This window comes from Paenarthrobacter sp. NPDC092416 (genome assembly GCF_044755025.1).
Lineage (GTDB): Bacteria > Actinomycetota > Actinomycetes > Actinomycetales > Micrococcaceae > Arthrobacter.
In genome coordinates, this window is record NZ_JBIVQG010000001.1 from 902,834 (window position 1) to 926,655 (window position 23,822).

Here is a 23,822-nt window from a genome sequence, read left to right on the forward strand (position 1 = left end):
CCGACCAGTCACTCTCACCCCTTGGAGTTCCAATGACCGCAACTTCCACTGTCGACTCCCCGTCCGGTCCCAGCAGCAAACGCGAAGAGCGCCGGGTCCTGGCAGGGACCTTGGTGGGCACCACTATCGAGTGGTACGACTTCTTTATCTTTGCCCAGCTCACGGCCACGCTGTTGTCGCCGCTCTTCCTCACTCCGCTGGAGAAGTCCAACCCGGGGGTGGCACAGCTCTTGTCCTTCGCCACGATCGGCATCAGCTTCCTGTTCCGTCCACTCGGCGCGTTTGTCGCCGGGCATCTCGGCGATCGTTTGGGCCGCAAGGCCGTTCTCGTCATGACCCTGGTCATGATGGGTGCAGCCACGGCGCTCATTGGCTTGCTGCCCACCTACGAAACCATCGGACTCTGGGCCCCTGTCCTGTTGATTACCCTGCGGGTGGTCCAGGGCTTCTCCGCCGGTGGCGAATGGGGCGGTGCGGCTCTGATGGCCGTTGAACACGCGCCGATCTCCAAGCGCGGCCTGTTCGGGTCTTACCCGCAGATCGGTGTTCCCATCGGCATGATCCTGGCAACGGGCCTGCTCTTCTTCCTGCAGTCCGGCATGTCCAAGGAAGACTTCGGAGCGTGGGGCTGGCGTGTTCCGTTCCTGCTGTCCGTCGTCCTGATCGTGGTGGGCTACCTGATCCGCCGCGCTGTTGGTGAAAGCCCTGTCTTCAAGGAAATCGCGCAACGAAAGGCCGAAAGCAAGGCGCCCCTGGGCGAACTCTTCCGCAAGAACAAGAAAGAAGTCGTCCTCGCTGCCCTGATCTTCATCGCCAACAATGCCGCCGGCTACTTGCTGATTGCCTTCTTCATCTCTTACGCCACCAAAGCGCTGAAGATGCCCGCGCCGCAGGTGTTGTTGGCCACCACCATCGCCTCTTTCGGTTGGCTGATCTTCACCATGGTGGGCGGTTGGCTCTCGGACAAGATTGGCCGCGTGAAGACCTTCCTTGCCGGTTACGCGCTCGTCTTCGCCTGGATGATCCCGATGTTTGCGTTGATCGATTCCAAGGACATCCTGCTGTACGGAACTGCGCTGTTCGTGCTGACGATCGGTCTGGGCCTGTCCTACGGCCCGATGTCCGCCATGTACGCCGAGATGTTTCCCGCACAGGTCCGCTACTCAGGAATCTCCATCGGTTACGCCTTCGGTGCGATCCTTGGTGGCGCGTTTGCGCCGTTCATTGCACAGCTGCTCCTGGATAACACCAAGTGGTCCGGCTCCGTTGGCATATACATCATGGTCCTCTGCGTCATCTCCGCAGTAGGTGTCATCCTGGCCAAGGAAACCCGGGGCCGTCCGCTGGGCTTCAGCGTTCACCACTAGGCACAAGCAGCAAACTTCAAGCAGACGCACCAAGAGCAGAAGATGCGGACATGGTCGATACCGACTGTGTCCGCATCTTGTGGCTTCAGTGGTGTTGCCGGTGCCGGGTCTGGGATCCGGCCCCCTCCAGTTGGCTCACGACGTCGGCGTCGGACAGTTGCTCGAAGTGTTCGTAGAAGGCTCCCACGGCGTGGAACTTTCCGGGCGTGTGCAAAGCCATCACAAAGTCGCAGACACGTGCCAACGAGGTGTAGGCATCCAAGGACGCAACGGGAACGGCGGCCACCACCATGCTGGCGCCCGCGGCCCTGGCGGCTTCCACGGCAGCACGCATGGTGGCGCCCGTAGCCAGCCCGTCATCCACCAGCACCACGTTCTTGCCCCGAAGGTCGTGGTCGATGCCCGGATATTCCTTGGCGCGGCGCAACAACTCGGAGCGTTCTGTCGACTCGACGGCCTGCAATGCACTTTCGGAGATGCCGCGGTTCAGCACGAGGTCCCGAAGCGGCTTGTTCACAATCCGGACAACGTCTCCCTGACACCAGGCCAGTGCACCGAAGGCCGTTTCTTCCCGGCCCGGGATGCCCAGCTTCCTGACAAGGATGGCGCCGAACGGCAGGTAGAGTGCTTCGGCTGCGGCGACGGCCAACGGGATTCCGCCTCGCGCCAAGCCCAGGACGATGGTGTCCGGCCGCTCCCGAAATTGGGGGAGGCCCTCGGCCAAGCGTCGACCGGCTTCCGCACGGTCCTTGAAACGCATGCCCATCTGCCCCACTTTCACGTCATTCGGCGGCTATTCCAAGCCTACCTTTCCGTCCTTGCCCGGCGCGGCCTCCACTGGAAACATGGCCTTGTGAACAAGCCCATCGGATACTGGCTCAAAAGGCTCGACGCCGCGTTGGAAGCCCAACTGGACAGCACCTTGTCGCGACTCAAACTCACCAGGCGCCAATGGCAGACCCTCAACACGCTCGCGGAGTCCACGCTTCGCCCGGAGGAACTCGACGGGATCCTGCGCCCGTTCTGGGGCGACGATATCCGGCTGCGGGAGCGGGAACTCGCTGCCTTGGTGGGCAGGGGCATGATCACCATGATCGATGACCGGTTGACCCTCAGTGAGCGCGGACGGGAGAAGTACCACGAGGCACAGCGGCTCGTGGAGGCTGCACGCCAAGACCTGTCCATGGGGATCGGCCTGGATGAATATGCCATGGCGCTCAGTGTCCTGGAGCGCATGAGCCTTAACGCAGAACGGCTGGCCCGCTAACTTCGTGGAGCCCGACGACTTCAGGAAGAGAGGACCAGCCGCTGCGTTGGCCTAGACTCCCAGGAACTCGATGGCAGCTTCCTTGAAGGCCCGGCTCGTGATGACGTTGGTGTGCGTGCGGCCCGGAACGACCAACGTTTCCACCATGCCTCCGCGCTTACCGGCAAGGGAAGCGAGCTCGGGCATGGTGGCGGCCCGCTCGTCCTTCTCGCCTGCAACGAGCAGGACGGGCATGTGCGGCGTGGCCTCGGCAGGATCGAACGGTTCGCCCTTGATGGCCTCAATGAGCGAAAGCATCGCGAACAGGTCGTTGCTGGGCAGCAACTGCGCCATCTTCAGCAGCCCGGCGGTGGACTCGTCCTCAATGGGCGAGCCGTCCGCCAGGTACCTCTGCGCGGCCGCGAGGTCGAAGGCAGCGAGCGGGTCTGCGGAACTCGGTCCACCCAGGACCAGGCGGTGGACCAGGTCCGGCTGCGTGGCACCAAATTCCCAGGCCAGCCTGGAGCCCAAGGAGTAGCCCACGACGTCGATACCAGTGGAAGGGTCACCGTCGCGCAGGGGCCGGGCTCCGGCGTCGGTGACAATCTGCAGCAGGTCGGCGCGGATCCGGCTGGGCGTGTAGGAGTCCAGATCCTCGGGGGAGTGGCTTTGGCCGTGGCCGGGAAGGTCCACCGTGATTACCCGGCGGCCGGCGTCCTGGAGGGTGGTGATCCAGCCGCTGTCCGCCCAGTTCAGTTTGCTCGAGGACGAAAAGCCATGGATCAGCAGGATGGGGCGGAGACCGGCGTCGGTGGCTGGTTCATGGACTTCCACGAACAATTCGGGGTCGGTGCCCTCCACTGTGTGCCTGTGCTGTTCCACGGTGTGCCTGCCGGTCATCATGTCAGTCCTCATCGAGTACGGCGCTCAGGCGGACCCGGCGCTTGGGTGCTTCGTCCTTCGGAACAGTGCCCACGATCCCGGCGGTGTCGTCCGGAACCTCGAACACAATCAGCGGTTCGCCAACGTTGATGGTGTCACCGGGCGTTCCGTGAATACGAACCACTTTACCCGCCTGGGGGCTTGGCAATTCGAGGGCTGACTTGCTCGTTTCGAGCTCCACGAGCGGTTGGTTGCGTTCCACTTGCTGGCCTGGTGCGACGAGCCAATCAAGCACGGTTGCCTCGATGAGGCCTTCGCCCAAATCGGGCAGCGGGAAAGAGATTTCAGCCACGGCGGTACTCCAGTACGCGTTGGATCCCAAAAAGGATGCGGTCGATGTTCGGAATGTATTCGTCCTCCAGGTCACCGGAGGGATAAGGCACGTCGAAGCCAGTGACGCGCTCCACCGGAGCCTTCAGCGTGTCGAAGCAGCTCTGCGTGATGAGTTGGGCGACTTCGGCGCCGAGGCCTGAGGTCAGCGGCGCTTCATGGACGACGACGGCGCGTCGGGTCTTGCGCACTGAGGTCGCCAGCGCTTCTGCATCAATCGGTTTCAGCCAGCGCAGGTCCAGGACCTCGACGTCGATGCCGTCCTCGGCAGCAAGGTCGGCGACCTGCAGGCAGCGAGCCACCATGGCACCCCAGGCTACGAGCGTCAGGTGGCGGCCCGGCCTTGCCACGCGGGCGCCGGTGAGGCTGCCGCCGCTGTTTCCTGCGGTGTCCGCGGCCGCGGAGGTGACGTCAACGGGTCCCTTCTGCCAATAGCGCGACTTCGGCTCCATGAAGATCACCGGGTCCGGTCGCGTGGCCGCGTACTTCAGGAGGTGGTAGGCGTCGTGCGGGGTGGATGGGGAGACCACCTTGAGGCCCGGGACGTGGGCGAACAACGCTTCGAGGCTCTCGCCGTGGTGTTCGGGGGCGCGGATGCCGCCGAAACTGGGAACGCGCAGGGTGATCGGCATCGGCAGGGTGCCGCGGCTCCGGTAATTCATGCGGGCGATCTGGCAGACGATCTGGTTGATGGCGGGGTAGGCGAAACCGTCGAACTGGACCTCCGGGATGGGGTGGAATCCGGCCATGGCCAGGCCCACCGACATGCCCAGGATGCCGGACTCGGCCAGCGGAGTATCGAAGACCCTGTCTTCACCATGCTTGGCCTGCAGGCCGTCCGTAATTCGGAAGACGCCGCCCAGCCGGCCACAGTCTTCGCCAAAGATGACGGTCTTGGGATTCTCAGCCAAGACTTCGTCGAGTGCTCGGTTGAGTGCCTGCTGCATGGACATCTGCGGAACGTCCGCTGCCCCGTTAGCAGCGCCGCTATCAGTGCTGCTGCCGGTGCTGCGCAAATCGGTGATGGTCTCAGACATGTTCGGACTCCTCGCGCCACACCGTGGCTTGGGATTGAAGGGCGGACGTTGGCTCTTGGAAGACCATGCTGAACATCTCTGCGCCCGGCCGTGGGCCGAGGGCTTCGATACCTGCGCGGATGGCTTCTTCTTCCTCTTCTGCCATGCGTTGTGCCGCGGCGAAGAACGCCTCATCCGCCACGTTGTCCGCGAGCAGCCGCTTCTTGAAGCGCTGGAGTGGATCCTCGCCGGCATCAAGGCGTTCTTCGTCCAGCGTTCGGTAACGCCCGGGATCGTCTGCGGTGGAGTGCGGGCCACGCCGGTAGGTCATGGCTTCGATCACCACAGGGCCGTTGCCGCTGCGACAATGCGCGAATGCCGACCGGGTTGCTTCGAAGACCGCAACAACGTCGTTGCCATCCACTTGAAGGGACGGGATGCCGTAGCCGGCTGCGCGGGCAGCGACCGAACCGCCGGCTACCTGGCGTTCGGTGGGGACCGAGATCGCCCAGCCGTTGTTCTGTATGAAGAAAACCACAGGGGCCTTCATGACCGCGGCGAAGTTCATGGCCTCGTGCACATCGCCTTGGGACGAGGCGCCGTCGCCGAAGTAGGTCATGGCCACGCCCAATTCGCCGGCAGGCTTTCCGGACAGGGTTTGGCCGTGGGCCCAGCCGACGGCGTGCAGCACGGAGCCGGCCACGACGGCCTGGATCGGCGCAAAGCGGGATTCCAACGGGTTGTACATTCCGCCGTGCCACGTGGCCTTGTGAGTGGACATGTAGCCCACCATGTCCAGGCCCATGGCTCGGGCTACGCCCATTTCGCGGTAGGTGGGGAAAACGAAGTCGCGGCTCCGGTCAACGGCGTAGCCGCTGCCCACCTGGGCAGCTTCCTGGCCGAGTTCGGGAGCGTAGCCGGGGATGATCCCTTGGCGCTGCCAAGCGACGGCCGCGGTGTCCAGGTGGCGGACGGCTGCCATCAGGGAGTACAGCTCACGCAGTTGTTCGTGCGTCAGTGGAGCCGCGTCGTCATCGACGGCGGCCAGCACAGGTTTGGTAGTCATGGCTGTGACCCTAGTCACCGAGGAGAGGTGTGCGCAATCAGCTCAGTCTAAACGGAACACTTTGTACAATTTGAGAACACAAAGAAGCCCCGCGCAGAACAAACTGTGCAGGGCTTCTTGGCAGCGCTTTGCAGGCGGTTACTCGGCGACCTCCGTGGCCTTGGCGGCCCTGGACTTGGCGTTGAGGAAGCAGCCGGCGGCGATGACCAGGATCAAGATGAACGTGCCGATCAGTTGGCCGGCGCTCTCCGGGTTGGCGAAGCCCACCACGAAGATGATGCCCAGCAGGATCAGGCCCAGGATGGTGAGGGCGGGGAAGCCCTTCATGCGCAACGGCAGTTCGGTGCCGTCGCGGTCGGCCTTGCGGCGCAGGATGAGCTGCGAGACCAGCGCGGTGCCCCAGACCACCAAGCATGTGGAACCTACGAGGTTGAGCAGTGCGGGCAGGATCTTCTCGGGGAAGAGCAGTTCGAGGATCGTTGCGATAAAGCCGAAGGCGACGGAGATGCCGACGGCGGCCGCGGGCACCTTGGAACCGCTCAGGCGCGACAGGAAGCGGGGAGCTTCGCCGCGCTCGGACAAGGAGAAGATCATGCGGGACGCGCCGTACAGGTTGGCATTGAGGGCCGAGAGCAGCGCAACGACGGCAACCAGGGTGATGGCGGCTCCGGCTCCGGGGATTCCGGCGAGGTCCAGCACGCCCGCGAAGGGCGACTTCAGCCCGTCGGACCCTACGGGGAGGACTGCGGCGATGACAAACACGGATCCGATGTAGAAGACCAGGATGCGCCAGACGACTGTCCGGATGGCCTTGCCCACGCTGTGGGCGGGGTTCTCGGTTTCCGCTGCTGCCACGCTGACGATCTCAGTGCCACCGAAGGCGAAGATCACCACGAACAGTGCAGCGGCGACGCCGCCGATGCCGTTGGGTGCGAAGTCACCAAAGGCTGACAGGCCCGGCGAAGTGACATTGGGCAGCCAGCCGAACAGGAGGGCTGCGCCAATGAGCAGGAAGATCACGATGGCCGCGACCTTCAAGATGGCGAACCAGAACTCGAATTCGCCGAAGTTGCGGACGCCCACCAAGTTGATGCCGGTGAACACCACCATAAAGACGAGCGCGAGGATCCACACGGGGATCACGGGCCAAACGGAGAAGAGCAAGCCTGCAGCGCCGAGTGCCTCGGCGGCGATGACCACTACCAATTGCAGCCACCAGAGCCAGCCGATGGTGCCGCCGGCCGTCTTGCCCATGGCCTTCTCGGCGTAAACGGAGAAAGCGCCGCTGTTGGGGTTGGCTGCGGCCATCTCGCCCAAGGCCCACATGACCAGGATGATGAGGGTGCCGGCTACGAGGTAAGAGATAAGGACCGCCGGGCCGGCCGCCTGTACGCCGGCGCCGGAGCCGAGGAACAGGCCGGCGCCGATCGCGCTGCCGAGCCCCATCATGGTGAGCTGGCGTGGTTTGAGGGAATGGCCGAGGCCGGATGTAGGCGCAGGAGCCGCGATGGACTTCGTTGTCATACGTGTCTACCTTCTATGGATTTCATACTGGGTGGCCGTGCCGGCTTCATGGGCCAGGCAGGCGGGGCGTCGACGACGCAGCAAGAGCCGTGGAATAATTCTCGCAGTTTGTAAGATACATCACTTTTTGCTTTTGCGATGTGATGGGTAAGTATCCCCGGGGACAGGAACTTTGATGCTGGTCGATGCACTTGATGCAAAAATTGTACGTTTCTTCACTGATTCGCCGCGATCCTCCGTGCTGGAGGCCTCCCGCGTCCTCAAGGTCGCGAGGGCAACGGTGCAGTCCCGGATTGATCGTATGATCGAGTCCGGAGTTATTGGCTCGTGGGTTCCCCAGCCGGATCCGGCCAACTTTGGCTTCCCTGTTGTGGCGTTCTGCTCGGTCACCATCACGCAGGAAATTGGTCACGACGCCATCATCGAAAGCCTTCGCGCCATTCCCGAGATCATTGAAGTCCACACCGTGACGGGAAACTCGGACCTGATGGTGCGCATTGCCGCCCGTTCCAACCCGGACATGCAGCGCGTTCTGGACGCGATGATCGCCACCAAGTCCGTGGTCAGGTGCTCGTCGGTGATTGTGTTGAACAGCCATATCCAGGGCCGCACCCTGCCCCTCATGGAGGCTGCGGCGGAGTCCATGTGACGTAAGGCATTTTGCCAAGAGGTCATGGAGTCGTACCATTAGTTCTAGTCAACATGACTTTAAGTAAGTCCTGGTTCTTGTGCAGGGCTTCCGAACGGCAATGAAGCGGGGTGAATCACCGTGAACGCAAGCTCAGCAAACGTCGCCGAGCGGCGGCTCGCACCGCCGTCGTTGGCTATTTCCACGGTGATTTTCGCGCTTCGTCCCAGCGAAACATCCGGCCGCCCCACCCTTTGGCTACCGCTGGTCCGCAGGATTCGGGAGCCGTTCAAGGACATGTGGGCGCTGCCCGGTGGCCCCTTGTCGCATGACGAATCGCTCCAGGACGCGGCCGCGCGGAACCTGCGCGACACCACCGGCCTCGCCCCTCACTATTTGGAGCAGCTGTACGCCTTTGGCGGCCTGCACCGTTCGCCCAGCCAACGCGTGGTCTCCATCGTCTACTGGGCCCTGGTGCAGCCGACTGAGGCTGCCCTGGCGGATGAATCGGAAAACGTGCGGTGGTTCCGGGCCGACAGGCTCGGCGACCTCGCCTTCGACCACAACGCGATCGTGGACTACGCACTCTGGCGGCTCCGCAACAAGATGGCCTACGGTTCGATCGCCTACCACCTGCTGGGAGAGTTCTTCACTCTTGCCCAGGTTCGCGAAGTCTACGAGGCCGTCCTGGACCGTCAACTGGACCCGGCGAACTTTCGCCGACACATCAAAGCCACACCGGAAATTGAAGAAACCGGTGAATACCTGCAGGGCGGAAAACACCGTCCGCCACGCCTCTACCGCTTCACCGGCACGCCCGGCCTCGGGCCAGATAACAGGAGTACACCATGAGCAGCGTCAACACTGCCGTCCAGTTGATCACTCGCGAGGAGGCCGAAAAGGGCCGATCTGCTGCAGGTGCCACCTGCAGCCCCGCCTTGGCCAAGGGGCCGTGGGAATATGACCTCGCCGAGGCCATTGCCGGTGCCCCAGCATACGGACCGGGTGCCTCCAGCAGCGACGTCGCGCCCGAGGCTACGCCCCGCCAGGGGCAACTGCCCGAAGAGTACAAGCTGGCAAGCGATGCCGAGCTCGATGCCCGCATCCGTGCTGCCAAGGCAACCCTTGGCGACCGTGCAGTCATCCTGGGGCACTTTTACCAGCGTGATGAGGTCATCCAGTACGCGGACTTCGTGGGTGACTCATTCCAGTTGGCCAACGCCGCACTGACCAAGCCCGACGCCGAAGCCATCATCTTCTGCGGTGTGCACTTCATGGCTGAAACGGCGGACATCCTCTCCACGCCCGAGCAAGCAGTCATCCTGCCCAACCTCGCCGCAGGCTGCTCCATGGCGGACATGGCGGACGAAGACTCCGTGGAGGAATGCTGGGAGCAACTCGAAGAGATCTTCGGCACCGAGCCGGACGCGCAGGGTCGCGTACCCATCATCCCCGTCACCTACATGAACTCCTCGGCCGCGCTCAAAGCATTCTGTGGCCGGAACGGCGGCATCGTCTGCACGTCCTCCAACGCCAAAGTGGTTCTGGAATGGGCTTTCGAACGCGGGCAGCGCGTCCTGTTCTTCCCCGACCAGCACCTTGGCCGCAACACGGCCAAAGCACTCGGCGTGCCCCTGGAACAGATGCCGATGTGGAACCCGCGCAAGGAACTCGGCGGCAACGACGAGCAGACCCTGCTGGACTCCCGCGTGATCCTCTGGCACGGGTTCTGCTCCGTGCACAAGCGCTTCAGCGTGGGCCAGATTGAAAAGGCCCGGCTCGACTTCCCCGGCGTCAACGTGATCGTGCACCCCGAGTGCCCCATGGAAGTTGTGGACGCGGCCGATTCCGCCGGTTCCACCGACTTCATCAAGAAAGCCATCGCGGCCGCCACGGAACCCACCACGTTCGCCATCGGCACCGAAATCAACATGGTGAACCGCCTCGCCGCCGAAAACCCCCAGCACACCATCTTCTGCCTGGACCCGGTGATCTGCCCCTGCTCCACCATGTACCGAATCCACCCTGGCTACCTCGCCTGGGTGCTGGAAGAACTCGTCGAAGGACGCATCGTCAACCGCATCACCGTGGACGACGCCGTGCAGGACAATGCCAAGATCGCGCTCGAACGCATGCTGGCTGCCAAGCCCGCATAAACCACCAGGTACTCATCCTTACCCGGTCTTCCGGACTAGAAACGAGCCTCACATGAGCACAGAGAGCTTTGCCGGCAAGCAGCGGCGCCGGCGGCTGGTCGTCGTCGGGAGCGGAATCGCCGGATTGTATTCCGCGCTGCTGGCTGCAGAAGCCGGCGTCGAGGTCGCTCTGCTGACCAAGGGCGCCCTCGCCGACAGCAACACCTACTACGCCCAAGGCGGCATCTCCGCCGTCCTGGACGAGCCTGCTCCCGGTGACACCGTGGCCGCCCATATTGCTGACACGCTCAAAGCCGGCGCCGGGCACTGCGACGAGGAAGCCGTGCGGGTGTTGTGCACCGAAGCGCGCCTGGACATCGCTGGGCTTGGGCGATTCGGCGTGCGTTTTGACATGGACGACGACGGCGATCCCGCCTTGGGCTTGGAAGCGGCCCACTCGGCGCCACGCATCCTGCACGCCGGTGGCGACGCCACCGGTGCAGGCGTCGCCGCGGCCCTGATCAGGACCGTCCTGGATGCCCAAGCGGGCGGGAAGATCGAAGTGATCGGACATGCCCACGTCACATCGCTGTCCTACGACGGGGAGCGCGTAACCGGTGTCGAGTACATCCACGATGGTCGGGAACGGAACCTCCAAGCTGACGCCGTGCTCCTCGCTACAGGAGGAGCCGGGCAGCTGTTCGCGCAAACCACCAATCCTTCGGTCGCCACAGCCGACGGACTCGCGCTCGCCTGGCGGGTCGGTGCGCAGGTGGCAGACCTCGAATTTTTCCAATTCCACCCCACGTGCATGGTCTTGCCCGCGGATGCACGCGAGGCAGAAGGCAATACGGACCCCCTCCTCATTTCCGAGGCCGTCCGCGGCGAAGGTGCCATCCTGGTCGATGCCACCGGACGGCGGTTCATGGCTGACTACCACCCTGACGCCGAGTTGGCGCCACGGGATGTCGTTTCCCGCAGCATCGCACTGCACCTGGCGGCTCTCGGCGATCCCAACGGTCATGTGTTCCTCGACGCGAGGGTGATCGAAAACCAGCGCGGCCAAGGATTCCTGGAGAAGCGCTTCCCCACCATCAGCAAGCGCACCCGCCAGGCCGGCGTCGACTGGACCCGCGAACTCGTTCCCGTGGCACCGGCGGCGCACTACTGGATGGGCGGCGTGCTAACGGATCTCCACGGGCGGACCTCAGTTCCCGGGCTGTTGGCCGCAGGGGAGGTTGCCTGCACAGGCGTCCAAGGTGCCAACCGGCTGGCCAGCAACTCTTTGCTCGAAGGGCTCGTGTTCGGGCGGCGTGCTGTTGAAGCGTTCTTGGGGTCGACAGGCGGAGCCGCAGGCCCCTTGGCGCCTGCGCTCGCGCCTCGTACCGGCGATCGCCTCGCAAGCTCGGCCGCCGGTTCGGGCGCTCACGCGACAACGGCGCTGTCGGGGCCACCGGGCTCGCCTGTCACTTCGGTTTTCGAAATGGATCCGGCGCCGGCTGTTGCCTTTTCGCGCTGGGCTCTTCGCCGGCTGATGACTGCCAAGGCCGGCGTGCTGCGTACCGGTGAGTTGTTGGCGGAGGCCGCAGAAGCTCTTGGTTCTTGGGAAGGCGAAGTTGTCCCCTTGGAGGTGCCTGACTCATTGGATCCCCGGGAGCATGAGGACGGCAATTTGCTGTTGGCCGCGCAGTTGCTCGTTCAGGCTGCCCGGGGGCGGAGGCAGTCGCTCGGGGCGCATTACCGCAGTGACTGCGTGACGGAACCAGCCGCCGTCGACGATTTTGACAAGCGTTACACCATGAGCCGGAAAGCGAGCCTCATCAATGACTAACCTGACCCTCCCTACTGCGCCAGTCCGGGACATCCTGGAACGGGCCTTCGCGGAGGACGCGCCCAGCGGTGACATCACCTCGCAGTTGCTCATCCCGGCCGAAGCCCGCGCCACTGCCATCCTCAACGCCCGGGTTCCCGGGGTGTTCAGCGGAGGAACCGTCTTCCGCGACGCCATGAAGCTCGTGGATCCGGACACCAAAGTGGAATTGCTGCTCGCTGACGGAGAAGCGTTCGACGCCGGAACCCACCTTGCGCGGGTCACCGGCAGTGCGCGCTCGGTGTTGCTCGCAGAACGCGTCGGACTCAACCTGGCCCAGCGGATGAGCGCCATCGCCACCAAGACCGCGGAATTCGTAAAGCTCGTCGAAGGCACCAAGGCCCGGATCACAGACACGCGAAAGACCACGCCAGGCCTACGCGTGCTGGAACGCTACGCCGTGCGATGCGGTGGGGGAGCGAACCACCGCTACAGCCTGTCGGACGCAGTGCTTGCCAAGGACAACCACCTGGCCGTCATGACTGGAGGGGACCCGGCCAAACTCACCGAACTCCTGGTTGCTGCAAAGGCACAGTTGGGCCACACCACGCACTTCGAAGTGGAAGTGGACAGTGCGGAGCAGATCGAGCCAGTGCTCGCCGCCGGGGTGGACACCATCATGCTGGACAACTTCACCATCGAAGAACTGCGTGCCGGCGTCAAACAGGTTGACGGGCGGGCCATGGTGGAAGCCAGCGGCAACGTGAACCTCGCCACCGTGGTGGAAATTGCCGCTGCAGGAGTCGACGTCATCTCGATCGGCGGCCTCACGCACAGCGTGGCAGCTCTCGATCTCGGCCTCGACGTCGAACTGAAGGCAAGCTAGATCTCCATGATCTTCCTCGACGCCGCCGCCACCACGCCGGTCCGCCGCGAAGTCCTCGAGGCCATGTGGCCGTACCTGAGCGGCGAGTTCGGCAACCCGTCCAGCCACCACAGCCTCGGCGAAGCTGCGGCGACAGCGCTGGCAGGGGCAAGGTCCGCCGTCGCGAAGGTCTTCAACTGCCGTGCCGGCGAGGTGACCTTTACCTCAGGCGGCACCGAGGCCGACAACCTTGCAGTCAAAGGCATCGCCCTCGCCCGGCAGGCGGCGGACCCTTCGCTGAACAGGGTGGTGATCAGCGCCGTCGAGCATCCCGCTGTGGAGGAATCGGCGCGATACCTGGAACGGATCCACGGCTTTGCTGTGGACGTGCTGCCGGTGGATGCGCACGGATTGGTTTCCGTCGAAGGACTGCGCTCCCTGCTCACGGCGGAAACGGCCCTGGTGAGCATCATGTATGCCAACAATGAGATTGGAACCGTCCAGCCCGTGGCCGCGCTCGCAGCGGTTGCCCGCGAGCAGGGCGTCCCGTTCCACACCGACGCCGTGCAGGCCGCCGGTTGGTTGCCGGTGGACGTCAAAGCGCTGGGTGTGGACGCCCTGAGTATCTCGGGACACAAACTGGGTGCACCCAAGGGATCCGGAGTGCTCTTCACCAAGGGCCGATTGCGCGTAGAGCCGTTGGTTCATGGGGGCGGGCAGGAGCGGGGGAAACGATCAGGCACTGAGAATGTGGCCGGAGCTGTGGCCCTATCCACTGCCTTGACGCTGTCACATGCCGAGCAGGCCGTGCTATCGGCACGTGTCTCCGAACTGCGCGAGACGTTCATTGGCTCTGTGTTGTCGGAGGTGCCCGGCGCCATACTGACAGGGGACCGGAGCCAGCGGCTGCCGTCTGTGGCGTCGTTCTGCTTCCCCGGTACCAGCGGCGAATCTGTGTTGCTCGAACTTGAACGGCTCGGAGTGGTGTGCTCCAGTGGCTCGGCGTGCGCTGCTGGCTCCGATGCGCCCTCACCCGTCCTGTTGGCCCTCGGCATCGCGCCGGAGACCGCCCAAACCGCCGTCCGCTTCAGCTTTGCGTCCACAGTCACTGATGCCGAACTGGAGCAGGCCGCCGCGGCCGTGAAAACCGCCGTCGGACGCGTCAGGAACCTGGCGTCCCCACAGCCCAACTAGGGATGGAGGGCACGGCTAGACATGGCGGGCACGGCGGAAGATCCAGTGCCGCAGCAACGTGAACCGCACAGCGGTGGCCATGAAGCCGGAGAGTGTGGTGGTCCATAGTTCCTCGGCGACCGTGGCGTCCGGTCGGAAAAGGTGCAACACGCCCAGGCTTCCGCCAGTGATGACCAGGGCGATCACTATCACGATCAAGCCATGAAGGTGGTCCTGGGTGCGCTTCTTGCTGCCGGTGATCTTGAACGTCAACCTGCGGTTCAGCGCTGTGTTCATGATGGATGTGGCAATCAGCGCAATCGCGTTGGCCAGCTGGGGATCGATCCAGGGGCGCAGTGCTGCATAGATGGCCAGCGAACTTGCCGTGCAGAGAATCCCGACGCCGGTGAACCGTACCAGCTGCCGTACCACGGGGTATTTGAGAAGGCCTCGGCGCCTTGTGTTTCCGGGCCTTTTTGAGGGAGACGGGCGCAGCTCAGTGGCGTCCGCGGCTGTCTCCATGGTCTTAAGCCTGACACACTAGGCGGGCAATTCCTCCCACGAAGCGCCGGTGACTGGGTTATGCAGCTCGCCAATTCCTTCCACACGGCACACCACGGTGTCGCCAGGCTGGATGCGCGCACACTCGGCAGGAAAGCCTGTGAGCACCAGATCGCCCGGCTGCAGTGTCATGAACGATGAAAGATAGACCAGGATCTCGTCCACTTTCCAGCCGAGGTCTGCGGAGCTGGCGGTCTTCAGCTCCGCGCCGTTGTGGACAATCCCGATGGTGAGGTCCGAGTCGTCCAATTCGGTGACGATCCAAGGACCGACGGGGGTGAAGGTGTCTTGGCTCTTGGCGCTGATCCACAGCTCGTCACTCTTTTGGAGGTCACGTGCGGAGACGTCGTTGCCGATGGTGTACCCGAGGATCGCGGATCGTGCTGTTTCCAGCGTCAGGCTTCGTGCGGTGCGGCCCACGACGACCGTCAGCTCGGCTTCCGGGTCGACGTAGCCTGCCGTCGAGCTCAGTTGGATGGCCTCCCCGGGGCCGATGACACTCGATGCCGCTTTGTGGAAGGCCTGCGGCGGAAGGTCGCGGCCTGGCTGGCCTGTGTTGTGGGCCATCCCAAAGACGTTCACCGGTACGGACGGGGCCAGGAAATCAAAGGTGCTTTCATCCACCACGGCGCGCGGTTCCCAGCCTTCCCTGGCCGGGCTTCCGGTGTTGGCCCGCGAGGGGAACGGTGAGTCGATAATCGTCCACAGCCGGCCCTCGGCGCTGGCGAAGTCCGCGGCGTCGTTGGCAACGAAGAACTGTTCGTCCGGCGACTGCGAAGCTTCCGGAGACTGCTTGGGACGAACGCGTGCGATGCGGCGGGGGGAGCATGAAGTCATGATGACATCCTACGTCCTCCCACTGGTTGTGGGGCCCGCTTTACGCTCCAAGACGCGCGTTGAGGGCGCAAAGCAGGCCCCGCAACGCAGCAGTGCTACACCTCAGGCGAGCGGCGCAGAACCAAAAGCTACGCTGAACCGATCGCACCACAGGACAACCGTGGTCAGGCCTGAGACATCCACGCCGGCAGGAACGGTGTAGTTCTGGTTCCCATGTGTGGCCTTGACGGGTCCGAGATCCAGGTACTGCCCAGAGCGGTATTTGAACCAGTCACCGCCTGCTTCCAAGCTGCTCAGCCATACCTTGACGTCCGGACCGTCGCTGCTGGCAAGGTCCTCAAGCCGCACAATGTGGCTGCCATCGGGGAGCCGCAGGAGGTGGGCGGAGCCGCTGGTGGCGTGTTCTTGCGAGACGAACGTGCCTGATCGGAGCAGTGCCGGCCCGGTGTCCGCCGCGGGCGGTGTGGTCGCGAGCGGCGGCATGCTTGTCTCCGCCGTCGCGGATGGCACAGAGATGCCTGGCAACTCTTCGTTTACCGTGCTGCTGGTGAAGAGTCGCCATGGCTGGAAGAGGGCTGCTCCCACAACGACGCCCGCCAAGACCAGCGCACCCAGCAATAAGGCTGCGATGCGGTGGGACCTGACCGCGGCACGTAGCTTGGAAGCGGTACCTGTCCTGGAAGCCGTATCTGGCCTGGAATTCATGCTTCAAGGCTAGGCCTCGCGGCGTCGAGGTTGTGGCTGCAAGGCTTACAGTCCCATGACAGATCTACGGGCGGAGGTGAACCCAGGGGCACTGATCACCTACGCGCACTGATTACCTACCCGCAGTGATCACCTAACTGCCCAAATACAGCTCGCCCACCGGAATGTCCGAGGCCAGACGGTTCGCGGGACCGGCAAGCGGGCATGCCCACGCCTCGTTGTAGGCGCAGGACGGGTTGTAGGCAAAGTTGAAGTCCAGGATGAATTCCTGTTCTTCGCCTGATCCGCGCGTGCCGTGGAAGGCGCCTTTGACAGTGTCCAAGAGATATCGGCCGGCGCCGTAGCTTCCGCCGTCCTTACCGGCGGTTGCGTCCCGGAAGGGGACGAAGATGCCGCCGCCGTAGCTGCGCAACTTCCAGGCCGCCAATGACCCTAGTCCCGGCAGCTGGAAGGTGCCGATCCGGACGAACGGCACAACGCCGTCCGTCCCCGTCTGTACGTTCATTTCCTGACCGAAGCCCTCTGGGGACAGTGGCGCGGCGATCCGGAACGCAGGATCGTAGTCGGCTGTCCGCAGACCGGCGAACGAGGCCTTCATCTGCGGGGTGAGCGCCGAGGCAGGATGCGTGGCGAACATGCGGTCACGCTCTTGCCGCCAGTAGACATGGGCGTCGAACGGGTTGTCGGCGGCGAGCCGACGGACAGAGTCGTACAGTGCGAACGTGCGCAAACGCCAGTCCACAATGTCCACTGCCGCGATGTCAGGTACTTCCTCGAATTCATCATGAAGATCGGGAGCCATGCCACCAGCCTAGTCTTTCGAGGGAAGGCGTCGGCCGCTTCTGCCAGTGGTGGCGGCAGCCTCTGCGTGTCGCAGGCACCCCGCGGATAGGCTGGCGGGATGAAGGGCAACCGGAACCGGACCACGTTGGCCGCACTGGCACTGGGCACCATCCTCCTGACAACCACTGTGGCTTGCACGGCGGAGAACAAAGGGCCTCAAGTCTCTCAAACGGATGGGTCGCGGCCCAACACTTCGGAGTCGGGCACCGCGTCTCCGGCACCATCATCCGAGAGCACGACGGCGGCAACCGGTTCGGCGTCAGACTCGCCGTCCGCAACACCGGGTGCGGGTGATACGGCTGGTGCCAGCCCGGCCCCGGCAGCCACGGCGCTGTCATGGAAGACCTATACGGATCCGGCCAAGACCGTCAGCTTCGAGTTGCCGGAGGACTGGATCGCGCAGTCGTCGTCCCCGGACGCCGGGTCGTTGGCCGGGGCACTCAAGGTTGAGGTCAAGGACAGTGCGGGCCGCTACATCGCCACGCTCAAGACCGGAATCCCGGCAGCGTCACCTGTTGCCTGTCCCGCTGGGCAAAGCCATCCCTATGTTGTGATCAGCAGCGTTCCGCTCGATATTCCCCACGCAGGCGGGCCGGACACCATCGATCCGCGCGTGGTGTTCCGTGTCATCCAAGGCTACAAATATTTTGGCTCATACGGCATCACCAACGTCGTTGCTGGCGCGGATGGGCAGTCCTGCGAACTGAGGAACCGGGTTCTGGGACCGGCGACCAAGGGCGACTACTCCTTTGGTGACGTGGACGCAGTGCACGCGTTCGCCGTCGACGAGAAAGTTGCTCCCGCCAAGTCCTTTGACACTCTGGACCAGGCTGCCAAGTACGTCGCGCATGGTTCCGACTTCGCCAACGTCCAGCGGATGCTACTGTCTCTGAAGGTCAATCTGTAGTCCTGCGGTTGGCTGATCCACACAACGGCGACATCGGGGGCTGTCCCGCCCGCAACCCACCCCGGAGATCAATGGAACGCAACGTTGCTGCCAAGCTCGTTTTCAAGACTGTAGCCAACACCAAGGTGGCCATGGCCATCGCGGTAGCCAACAATCCGGGGTACGACTCAGTGACGGAAACACTCTCCATCACTGCCGATGGCGGGGATGTTCCCTTTTCGGAGCTCAATGATCACCACGGTGGCCGGTTCCAGTACATGGAGTTTGCCGAGCCCACTGAGGTGACTGTGGAGTACGCGGCCACTGTTCACGGGTTTGGCGTCCCGGACACGTCCTCCGCCATGGAGCTCATCCGATACGTCCGGCCCAGCCGCTACGCGGAATCGGACCGTTTGCTGCCGACCTCCTACGCCGAGTTCGGAAGCCTCAAGGGGGCCGGGTTGCTGCAGGGAGTGCGTAACTGGGTCAACGGCGAGCTTCGCTATGTCAGCGGCTCCTCCCGCGGAACGGATGGTGCAGTGGAAACCCTGCTCCACCGCAGGGGTGTGTGCCGCGACTTCGCCCACTTGGCCATCGCGCTGCTCAGGTCCAAGGATGTTCCTGCGCGGCTGGCCGCTGTCTACGCGCCCGGCCTGAGTCCCATGGATTTCCATGCCGTGGCCGAAGCCCATATCGATGGGGCGTGGCACGTCATAGATCCCACGGGACTCGCCCCGCGTGAATCCATGCTTCGGATCACCGCGGGCCGCGATTCTTCGGACACAGCCTTCCTGTCCACCGTCGGCGGCAGCCTGTCGCTCAAAACCCTCAAGGTCAGCGCCTCGGTCAACGGCGAGCTTCCCGTCGAAGATCCTGGCCAGCTCCTTAGCTTGCGCTGAGGCTGCGACGGGCCGCCGTCGCTTCCCGCGATACCGTCAGTGGCCGGCTACGGAAGCGCGAAGCTTCTCCGTCAGGCGAAGCAGTTCGCGTTGCTCGTCGACCGTGAGCGCCGGTGCCACCAAATGGGCAATGTCCCGCACATGCTCGCGGCCGATGGTTTTCTGAAGGTCGCTTCCGGCCTCGGTGAGGGCCAGCAGGACTCCACGACCGTCGTCGGGAGCTGTTGTCCGCTCCACGAGTCCGCGCTTCTCAAGACGGTCCACCAACCTGCTCAGGCTGGATTGGCTCAGCAGGACTTTGTCGTTGATTTCGTTCAGTCGCAGCTGGCCCGAAGGGCATCGCGAGAGTGTGAAGAGGACGTCGTATTCCTTGACCGGGAGGGCCTTGAAGGCCGGTCCGGACTGCAGCTTCCGCATCACCGCCACCTGGGAGCGGAACAAGGACTCCCAGGTTTCGGCGGCGAGACGGACGGCGGAGGATGCCGAGGGGCTGGACATCAGGCGTCCTGACCGTGCGTTCCGGCCGCGGCCGATTCGTTGACTTTCTCTTCCAGCGATGCCGCAACGCGTGAAGCATGCGTCGGTGCGTCCGGTACATGAGCAGGCTTCATGGCCGCGTACTCCTTACGCAGGACCGGCAGAACTTCCTCGCCGAAGAGGTCCAACTGCTCCAGGACGGTCTTCAGGGGAAGGCCGGCGTGGTCAATCAGGAACAGTTGACGCTGGTAGTCACCAAAGGCTTCACGGAACGTCAGAGTCTTTTCGATGACTTCCTGCGGGCTTCCGACGGTGAGGGGCGTCTGCGACGTGAAGTCTTCCAGCGACGGTCCGTGACCGTACACCGGTGCGTTGTCGAAGTACGGGCGGAATTCCTTCACCGCGTCCTGTGAGTTCTTCCTCATGAAGAACTGGCCCCCCAAGCCGACGATTGCCTGGTCTGCCTTGCCGTGGCCGTAGTGCTCGTAGCGCTCACGGTAGAGGCCGATCAGCTGCTGGTAGTGCTCCTTGGGCCAGAAGATGTTGTTCGCGAAGAAACCGTCGCCATAGTACGCGGCCACTTCCGCGATCTGCGGCGTGCGGATGGAACCGTGCCACACGAAGGGGGCAACGCCGTCGAGCGGTCGCGGTGTGGAGGTGAAGTTCTGCAGCGGAGTGCGGAACTTGCCGGACCAGTTGACCGTGTCTTCGTCCCACAGTTTGCGGAGCAGGCTGTAGTTTTCGATGGCCAGTTCCACGCCGTCTTGGATGTTCTTCCCGAACCACGGGTACACGGGCGCAGTGTTGCCCCGGCCAAGGACCAGGTCCACGCGACCGTCGGACAGATGCTGAAGCATTGCGAAGTCTTCTGCGATCTTGACCGGGTCATTGGTGGTGATCAATGTGGTGGTGGTGGAAAGGATGATGCGCTCAGTCTGGGCTGCGATGTAGGCGAGCGTTGTGGTGGGCGAGGAGGAGAAGAACGGCCGGTTGTGGTGCTCGCCGATGGCGTAGACATCCATGCCGATTTCTTCGACCTTCTTGGCAATTGCTACGGACGCCTTGATGCGCTCGTTCTCGGTGGGCGTGCGGCCCGTGGTGGGGTCAGTGGTGATGTCGCTGACGCCGAATACGCCGATCTGCATGATGTGCCTTTCTCCCTGCCCGTGATGCCGGGCTCTGCTCAACAGTGTACCTGAAAATAGATGCATTTGCATGTATCACTGCCTGCAACAGAGCAGGGCCGGGAATTGTTCCCGGCCCTGCTGGATGTCTTGCTGCAGTTCGTGCGGCTATTCGGAGGGGTTGTTGGCGGCGCGTCGGCCGGTGACCCTGGGAACCATGCCCGTGGTCCAGTCCTGGAAATCGTCGCCGCCGTTGCCGGCGCCGGGCGTGACCTCAGGACGTTCCTTAAGCGCCTTCAGGAGCTGCTTCTTTTCGCGGCGCCCTTCAACCAGTTTGTAGAGCACAGGAACCAGCACCAGCGTCAACGCGGTAGAGGAGACCAGCCCGCCAATCACCACAATGGCCAGGGGCTGCGAAATGAAGCCGCCCCCGCCCGTGAGACCCAGGGCCATCGGTGTGAGCGCGAAGACGGTGGCCAGTGCAGTCATCAGGATGGGCCGCAGACGCTGCCGTGCGCCATGCGTGATGGCGTCCGCCACGTTCATGCCGGGCCTGCCGTCGTGTGGCTTCCGGTACTGGTTGATGAGGTCGATCAGCACGATCGCGTTCGTGACCACGATGCCCACCAGCATCAACATGCCGATCAGCGACGGCAGACCCAACGGGACACCGGTCAACAGCAGCAGCCCGACGGCGCCGGTAGCGGCGAACGGCACCGAAACAAGGAGGATCAGCGGCTGAACCAGGGACTTGAACGCCGCCACCATGATCACGTAGACAATCGCGATCGCTGCGAGCAGCGCCAGCCCCAGTTGGCGGAACGACTCCGCCTGCTGCGTCGTTGCGCCGCCGATCGCCGCAGTGACCCCCGCGGGCAGCTCAACGGTCTTCAGCCGCTCCTGCACTGCGGTGCTGACGCTGCCCAGGTTTGATCCCGACGGCGTCACGGTCACCTTGGCGGTCCGCTGTCCGTTGCTGCTGGTGATGGAGACAGGAACATCGACTTGTTCGACGGCGGCGATGCTCTCCAGCGTTACGGTGCCACGCGGCGTCGGGAGCTGGAGCCCGCGGACCGCGGCGATGCTCGTAAAGCGCGTGCCCTGGCCGATCTGGACCGGATAGTCATTCGTGTCGATCCGTACCGTTCCCGCCGGAATCGGGCTGACAGTGGAGGCGAGGAAAGCACCCACCTGTTCTTCCGTCAGGCCGGCGGCCACTGTCTTGGCCCGATCCACACGCACCTGGACCACCGATTGGCTGGACGCCAGGTTGGTGGCTACCTCGGTGCTGCCCGGAACGCCTTCCATGGCCCTCACCATGGCATCGCTGGCCGTCTGGAGGTCTGCGGTGTTGGCCGCACGGATGGTGATGTCCACGGTGGAGGACGTTCCGAAGCCGCCCTGTTGGGACCCCACGGTGACTTTCCCGGGCGCGCCTTCCAGCTGGGCCCGTACCTCGTCCTGGAGATTCTTCTGGTTGACCTTCTCGTCGGTGACGATCGTGAAGGTCGAATTCGAGGAGCCGGTGGACGTCAGGGCAGCGAATCCGGTCTGGGCATTCCCGGAGGTGACTTGAACATCCTTGATGCCTTCGACGCCCCGCAGCATTTCTTCGATCTTCGAGGCTTCATCGCTGGTTGCCTGCAGGCTCGTGCCGGCGGGGAGTACTTGGCGCACGGTCATGCTGTTTTCCCCGGAACGTCCCAACAAATCCGTTGCCAAGAGCGGGGTGACGGCGATAGTCCCTGCCAGCACCAAAGCTGCAGCGGACAACGTCCATATGGGGTGCTTCTGTGTCTTGGCGAGGATCGGCAGATAGCCGCGCTGGAGCCGGCTCCGTTGCTCGGCCTCGCGCGCCTTGTCCGCTGCGTCTTTTGCTGCCTTCCCTGAGGCGCTCCCGGCCGGAGATTTCAGGAACCAGTAGGCAAGGACGGGAACGATCGTCAAGGAAACCAACAGCGAGGACAGCAGGGCAATGGTGACTGTCAAGGCAAACGGGCGGAAGAGTTCGCCGGCGAGGTCGCCCACGAAGGCAATGGGCAAGAAGACGGCCACCGTGGTGAGCGTCGACGCCGTGATGGCGCCGGCCACTTCGCGGATGGACGTCAGGATCGCGGTGAGCTTGTGCTCGCCATAGCTCAAGTGGCGTTTGATGTTCTCGATCACCACGATCGAGTCGTCCACCACGCGGCCGATCGCGATGGTGAGTGCCCCCAACGTCAGGATGTTCAGCGAATACCCCGTGGCCGAGATGCCAATGAAGGTGATCAGCAGGGACAACGGAATGGAGACTGCGGTGACGAGCGTGGACCGCACCGACATGAGGAAGACCAGGATCACTGCTACAGCGAAGCCCAGCCCCAGCAGACCCTCGGTGGTCAGGTCCTTGATGGACTTCTCGATGAAGGGCGCCTGATCGAACACTGGGGTGAAAGTCGCGTTGCTTCCGAGTTCCGCCTCCATCGGCGCGATAGCATCGCGCACGGCATGCGAGATCGCCACGGTGTCACCCTCAGGCTTTTTGGTGACGGACAAGGCCAAGGTGGGCTTGCCGTTGGTCCGGGTGATCGAGGTGGCGGCATCGTCGGCAATGCTGACATCTGCCACAGCGCCGATCGTGGTTGCGTTCTTGGCGCCGGCCAGCGGCAGGGCCTTGATGATGTCCAGGGAATCCACCGGGCTGCCGAGCTGGAGCGACAGGGTCTTGCCTTGGTCCTCGATCGTGCCAACGGGAACCAAGGTTCCGTTGTTCTTCAGCGCACTGCCAATGGACTGGACCGAGGTTCCGGTAGCGGCGAGGTCGGCGGGACGGGGTTGGATGAGGATGTGCTGGCGGGCGCCACCGGTGACATCCGCGCCACGAACGCCGTCGATCTTCTGAAGCCGGGGAACGCTCAACCGCTGGAGGTCGGCGTTGAGTTCGCTGAGGGGCTTATCCGAGGAAACCGCCAGGAAAACGATGGGGAAGTCACTGATGTTGCCCGCGATTGACTGGGGCTCGACGTCGGCGGGCAGCACTCGCTTGGCGTTGGAGATGGCCCGATCGATCTGGTTCCGTGCACGGTCCAGGTTGGAGCCGTAGGTGAAGACCATGGTGATCTGGGAAACGCCGTTGCGGGACGTCGATGTGGTGGACTCGAGCCCCTCAACACTGTTCAGTGCCGTTTCCAAGGGCTGGCTCAGCTGCTTGTCCACGACCTCAGGGGAAGCGCCCGGCATGGACGTCACAACCGTGATCTGGGGGAACTCGATCGATGGAATGAGTTCCTGCTTCAGCGAGCCCATCGTGATCACGCCGAACACCGCCGCAAAGACGGTGATCAGCGCGATCAGGGCCCGGTTTCCCAGGGACAGCTTGGCCAGGCGGAACATTGCATTGTCTCCTGAG

At 63.7% G+C, this 23,822-nt stretch carries 23 protein-coding genes; 10 read left to right on the top strand and 13 right to left on the bottom strand.

The window, feature by feature from the left end; all coding sequences use genetic code 11:
* Positions 1-32 precede the first annotated feature (32 nt).
* Complete coding sequence (locus ACIQC5_RS04050) at positions 33-1,367, top strand: MFS transporter (RefSeq protein ID WP_400278583.1); 1,335 nt, start codon at positions 33-35, stop codon at positions 1,365-1,367.
* A gap of 85 nt (positions 1,368-1,452) precedes the next feature.
* On the opposite strand, the gene ACIQC5_RS04055 is transcribed toward ACIQC5_RS04050, so the two are convergent.
* Positions 1,453-2,133: a phosphoribosyltransferase gene (locus tag ACIQC5_RS04055; RefSeq protein ID WP_400278585.1), complete on the bottom strand. Its 681-nt coding sequence runs from the start codon at positions 2,131-2,133 to the stop codon at positions 1,453-1,455.
* Positions 2,134-2,220: 87 nt separating this feature from the next.
* Between ACIQC5_RS04055 and ACIQC5_RS04060 the strand changes: the two genes are divergently transcribed.
* Positions 2,221-2,634, top strand: coding sequence for a MarR family transcriptional regulator (locus ACIQC5_RS04060; protein ID WP_400278587.1), 414 nt, complete (start codon positions 2,221-2,223; stop codon positions 2,632-2,634).
* 51 nt (positions 2,635-2,685) lie between these two features.
* Here ACIQC5_RS04060 and ACIQC5_RS04065 read toward each other — a convergent pair whose 3' ends face one another.
* The 5 genes from ACIQC5_RS04065 to ACIQC5_RS04085 form a co-directional block, all read right to left on the bottom strand.
* Positions 2,686-3,516 carry an alpha/beta fold hydrolase gene (locus ACIQC5_RS04065; RefSeq protein ID WP_400278589.1) on the bottom strand — a complete coding sequence of 277 codons (831 nt, stop codon included), beginning with the start codon at positions 3,514-3,516 and terminating at the stop codon, positions 2,686-2,688.
* Position 3,517: 1 nt separating this feature from the next.
* Entirely contained in the window at positions 3,518-3,847 is a 330-nt protein-coding gene (locus ACIQC5_RS04070; RefSeq protein WP_400278591.1) for a biotin/lipoyl-containing protein, read from the bottom strand.
* Positions 3,840-4,922: an alpha-ketoacid dehydrogenase subunit beta gene (locus tag ACIQC5_RS04075; RefSeq protein ID WP_400278593.1), complete on the bottom strand. Its 1,083-nt coding sequence runs from the start codon at positions 4,920-4,922 to the stop codon at positions 3,840-3,842. Before ACIQC5_RS04075 ends, ACIQC5_RS04070 begins: the two co-directional genes overlap by 8 nt.
* A complete protein-coding gene (locus tag ACIQC5_RS04080; protein ID WP_400278595.1) occupies positions 4,915-5,967 on the bottom strand; it encodes a thiamine pyrophosphate-dependent enzyme in 1,053 nt (350 codons plus the stop codon). The genes ACIQC5_RS04075 and ACIQC5_RS04080 overlap by 8 nt, the downstream gene beginning before the upstream one ends.
* Positions 5,968-6,105: 138 nt before the next feature.
* Positions 6,106-7,491, bottom strand: coding sequence for an amino acid permease (locus tag ACIQC5_RS04085; RefSeq protein ID WP_400278597.1), 1,386 nt, complete (start codon positions 7,489-7,491; stop codon positions 6,106-6,108).
* Positions 7,492-7,666: 175 nt separating this feature from the next.
* Here ACIQC5_RS04085 and ACIQC5_RS04090 point away from each other — a divergent pair, with 175 nt between their 5' ends.
* From ACIQC5_RS04090 to ACIQC5_RS04115, 6 genes are all read left to right on the top strand, one after another.
* The gene (locus ACIQC5_RS04090; RefSeq protein WP_400278599.1) at positions 7,667-8,140 is read left to right on the top strand and encodes an Lrp/AsnC family transcriptional regulator; all 474 of its coding nucleotides are present in this window, start codon (positions 7,667-7,669) and stop codon (positions 8,138-8,140) included.
* 120 nt (positions 8,141-8,260) lie between these two features.
* Positions 8,261-8,971: an NUDIX hydrolase gene (locus ACIQC5_RS04095; RefSeq protein ID WP_400278601.1), complete on the top strand. Its 711-nt coding sequence runs from the start codon at positions 8,261-8,263 to the stop codon at positions 8,969-8,971.
* On the top strand, positions 8,968-10,275 hold the full coding sequence (gene nadA, locus ACIQC5_RS04100; RefSeq protein ID WP_400278603.1) for a quinolinate synthase NadA: 1,308 nt from the start codon (positions 8,968-8,970) through the stop codon (positions 10,273-10,275). Before ACIQC5_RS04095 ends, nadA begins: the two co-directional genes overlap by 4 nt.
* Before the next feature lie 52 nt (positions 10,276-10,327).
* Entirely contained in the window at positions 10,328-12,085 is a 1,758-nt protein-coding gene (nadB, locus tag ACIQC5_RS04105; protein WP_400278605.1) for an L-aspartate oxidase, read from the top strand.
* Entirely contained in the window at positions 12,078-12,950 is an 873-nt protein-coding gene (nadC, locus tag ACIQC5_RS04110) for a carboxylating nicotinate-nucleotide diphosphorylase (RefSeq protein WP_400278607.1), read from the top strand. The genes nadB and nadC overlap by 8 nt, the downstream gene beginning before the upstream one ends.
* A gap of 6 nt (positions 12,951-12,956) precedes the next feature.
* Positions 12,957-14,123, top strand: coding sequence for a cysteine desulfurase family protein (locus ACIQC5_RS04115; protein ID WP_400278609.1), 1,167 nt, complete (start codon positions 12,957-12,959; stop codon positions 14,121-14,123).
* 15 nt (positions 14,124-14,138) lie between these two features.
* On the opposite strand, the gene ACIQC5_RS04120 is transcribed toward ACIQC5_RS04115, so the two are convergent.
* The 4 genes from ACIQC5_RS04120 to ACIQC5_RS04135 all read right to left on the bottom strand — a co-directional run bounded on the left by ACIQC5_RS04120 (position 14,139) and on the right by ACIQC5_RS04135 (position 17,007).
* Positions 14,139-14,534 carry a GtrA family protein gene (locus ACIQC5_RS04120; protein ID WP_400278611.1) on the bottom strand — a complete coding sequence of 132 codons (396 nt, stop codon included), beginning with the start codon at positions 14,532-14,534 and terminating at the stop codon, positions 14,139-14,141.
* Between the two features lie 108 nt (positions 14,535-14,642).
* Positions 14,643-15,500: a fumarylacetoacetate hydrolase family protein gene (locus ACIQC5_RS04125; protein ID WP_400278613.1), complete on the bottom strand. Its 858-nt coding sequence runs from the start codon at positions 15,498-15,500 to the stop codon at positions 14,643-14,645.
* 102 nt (positions 15,501-15,602) lie between these two features.
* Entirely contained in the window at positions 15,603-16,205 is a 603-nt protein-coding gene (locus ACIQC5_RS04130) for a DM13 domain-containing protein (protein WP_400278615.1), read from the bottom strand.
* Positions 16,206-16,338: 133 nt separating this feature from the next.
* Positions 16,339-17,007, bottom strand: a complete 669-nt coding sequence (locus ACIQC5_RS04135) for a DUF1684 domain-containing protein (RefSeq protein WP_400278617.1) — start codon at positions 17,005-17,007, stop codon at positions 16,339-16,341.
* A 99-nt stretch (positions 17,008-17,106) separates the two neighbouring features.
* Here ACIQC5_RS04135 and ACIQC5_RS04140 point away from each other — a divergent pair, with 99 nt between their 5' ends.
* Both ACIQC5_RS04140 and ACIQC5_RS04145 read left to right on the top strand, forming a co-directional pair.
* Positions 17,107-17,955 (top strand): hypothetical protein, encoded by an 849-nt coding sequence (locus tag ACIQC5_RS04140; protein ID WP_400278619.1) that lies wholly within the window; start codon positions 17,107-17,109, stop codon positions 17,953-17,955.
* A gap of 71 nt (positions 17,956-18,026) precedes the next feature.
* Positions 18,027-18,833 (top strand): transglutaminase family protein, encoded by an 807-nt coding sequence (locus ACIQC5_RS04145; RefSeq protein ID WP_400278621.1) that lies wholly within the window; start codon positions 18,027-18,029, stop codon positions 18,831-18,833.
* A 36-nt stretch (positions 18,834-18,869) separates the two neighbouring features.
* On the opposite strand, the gene ACIQC5_RS04150 is transcribed toward ACIQC5_RS04145, so the two are convergent.
* The 3 genes from ACIQC5_RS04150 to ACIQC5_RS04160 form a co-directional block, all read right to left on the bottom strand.
* Entirely contained in the window at positions 18,870-19,331 is a 462-nt protein-coding gene (locus ACIQC5_RS04150) for a MarR family winged helix-turn-helix transcriptional regulator (protein ID WP_400278623.1), read from the bottom strand.
* Positions 19,331-20,455: an LLM class flavin-dependent oxidoreductase gene (locus ACIQC5_RS04155; RefSeq protein ID WP_400278625.1), complete on the bottom strand. Its 1,125-nt coding sequence runs from the start codon at positions 20,453-20,455 to the stop codon at positions 19,331-19,333. The genes ACIQC5_RS04150 and ACIQC5_RS04155 overlap by 1 nt, the downstream gene beginning before the upstream one ends.
* Positions 20,456-20,602: 147 nt before the next feature.
* Entirely contained in the window at positions 20,603-23,806 is a 3,204-nt protein-coding gene (locus ACIQC5_RS04160; RefSeq protein ID WP_400278627.1) for an efflux RND transporter permease subunit, read from the bottom strand.
* Positions 23,807-23,822 lie beyond the last annotated feature (16 nt).

Bases quoted from the DNA above. Each gene is read 5' to 3' on its own strand.
- ACIQC5_RS04050 (WP_400278583.1), top strand. From the start codon at position 33: ATGACCGCAACTTCCACTGTCGACTCCCCGTCCGGTCCCAGCAGCAAA.
- ACIQC5_RS04055 (WP_400278585.1), bottom strand. From the start codon at position 2,133: ATGGGCATGCGTTTCAAGGACCGTGCGGAAGCCGGTCGACGCTTGGCC.
- ACIQC5_RS04065 (WP_400278589.1), bottom strand. From the start codon at position 3,516: ATGATGACCGGCAGGCACACCGTGGAACAGCACAGGCACACAGTGGAG.
- ACIQC5_RS04075 (WP_400278593.1), bottom strand. From the start codon at position 4,922: ATGTCTGAGACCATCACCGATTTGCGCAGCACCGGCAGCAGCACTGAT.
- ACIQC5_RS04080 (WP_400278595.1), bottom strand. From the start codon at position 5,967: ATGACTACCAAACCTGTGCTGGCCGCCGTCGATGACGACGCGGCTCCA.
- ACIQC5_RS04085 (WP_400278597.1), bottom strand. From the start codon at position 7,491: ATGACAACGAAGTCCATCGCGGCTCCTGCGCCTACATCCGGCCTCGGC.
- ACIQC5_RS04090 (WP_400278599.1), top strand. From the start codon at position 7,667: ATGCTGGTCGATGCACTTGATGCAAAAATTGTACGTTTCTTCACTGAT.
- nadA (WP_400278603.1), top strand. From the start codon at position 8,968: ATGAGCAGCGTCAACACTGCCGTCCAGTTGATCACTCGCGAGGAGGCC.
- nadB (WP_400278605.1), top strand. From the start codon at position 10,328: ATGAGCACAGAGAGCTTTGCCGGCAAGCAGCGGCGCCGGCGGCTGGTC.
- nadC (WP_400278607.1), top strand. From the start codon at position 12,078: ATGACTAACCTGACCCTCCCTACTGCGCCAGTCCGGGACATCCTGGAA.
- ACIQC5_RS04115 (WP_400278609.1), top strand. From the start codon at position 12,957: ATGATCTTCCTCGACGCCGCCGCCACCACGCCGGTCCGCCGCGAAGTC.
- ACIQC5_RS04125 (WP_400278613.1), bottom strand. From the start codon at position 15,500: ATGACTTCATGCTCCCCCCGCCGCATCGCACGCGTTCGTCCCAAGCAG.
- ACIQC5_RS04130 (WP_400278615.1), bottom strand. From the start codon at position 16,205: ATGAATTCCAGGCCAGATACGGCTTCCAGGACAGGTACCGCTTCCAAG.
- ACIQC5_RS04135 (WP_400278617.1), bottom strand. From the start codon at position 17,007: ATGGCTCCCGATCTTCATGATGAATTCGAGGAAGTACCTGACATCGCG.
- ACIQC5_RS04140 (WP_400278619.1), top strand. From the start codon at position 17,107: ATGAAGGGCAACCGGAACCGGACCACGTTGGCCGCACTGGCACTGGGC.
- ACIQC5_RS04145 (WP_400278621.1), top strand. From the start codon at position 18,027: ATGGAACGCAACGTTGCTGCCAAGCTCGTTTTCAAGACTGTAGCCAAC.
- ACIQC5_RS04150 (WP_400278623.1), bottom strand. From the start codon at position 19,331: ATGTCCAGCCCCTCGGCATCCTCCGCCGTCCGTCTCGCCGCCGAAACC.
- ACIQC5_RS04155 (WP_400278625.1), bottom strand. From the start codon at position 20,455: ATGCAGATCGGCGTATTCGGCGTCAGCGACATCACCACTGACCCCACC.
- ACIQC5_RS04160 (WP_400278627.1), bottom strand. From the start codon at position 23,806: ATGTTCCGCCTGGCCAAGCTGTCCCTGGGAAACCGGGCCCTGATCGCG.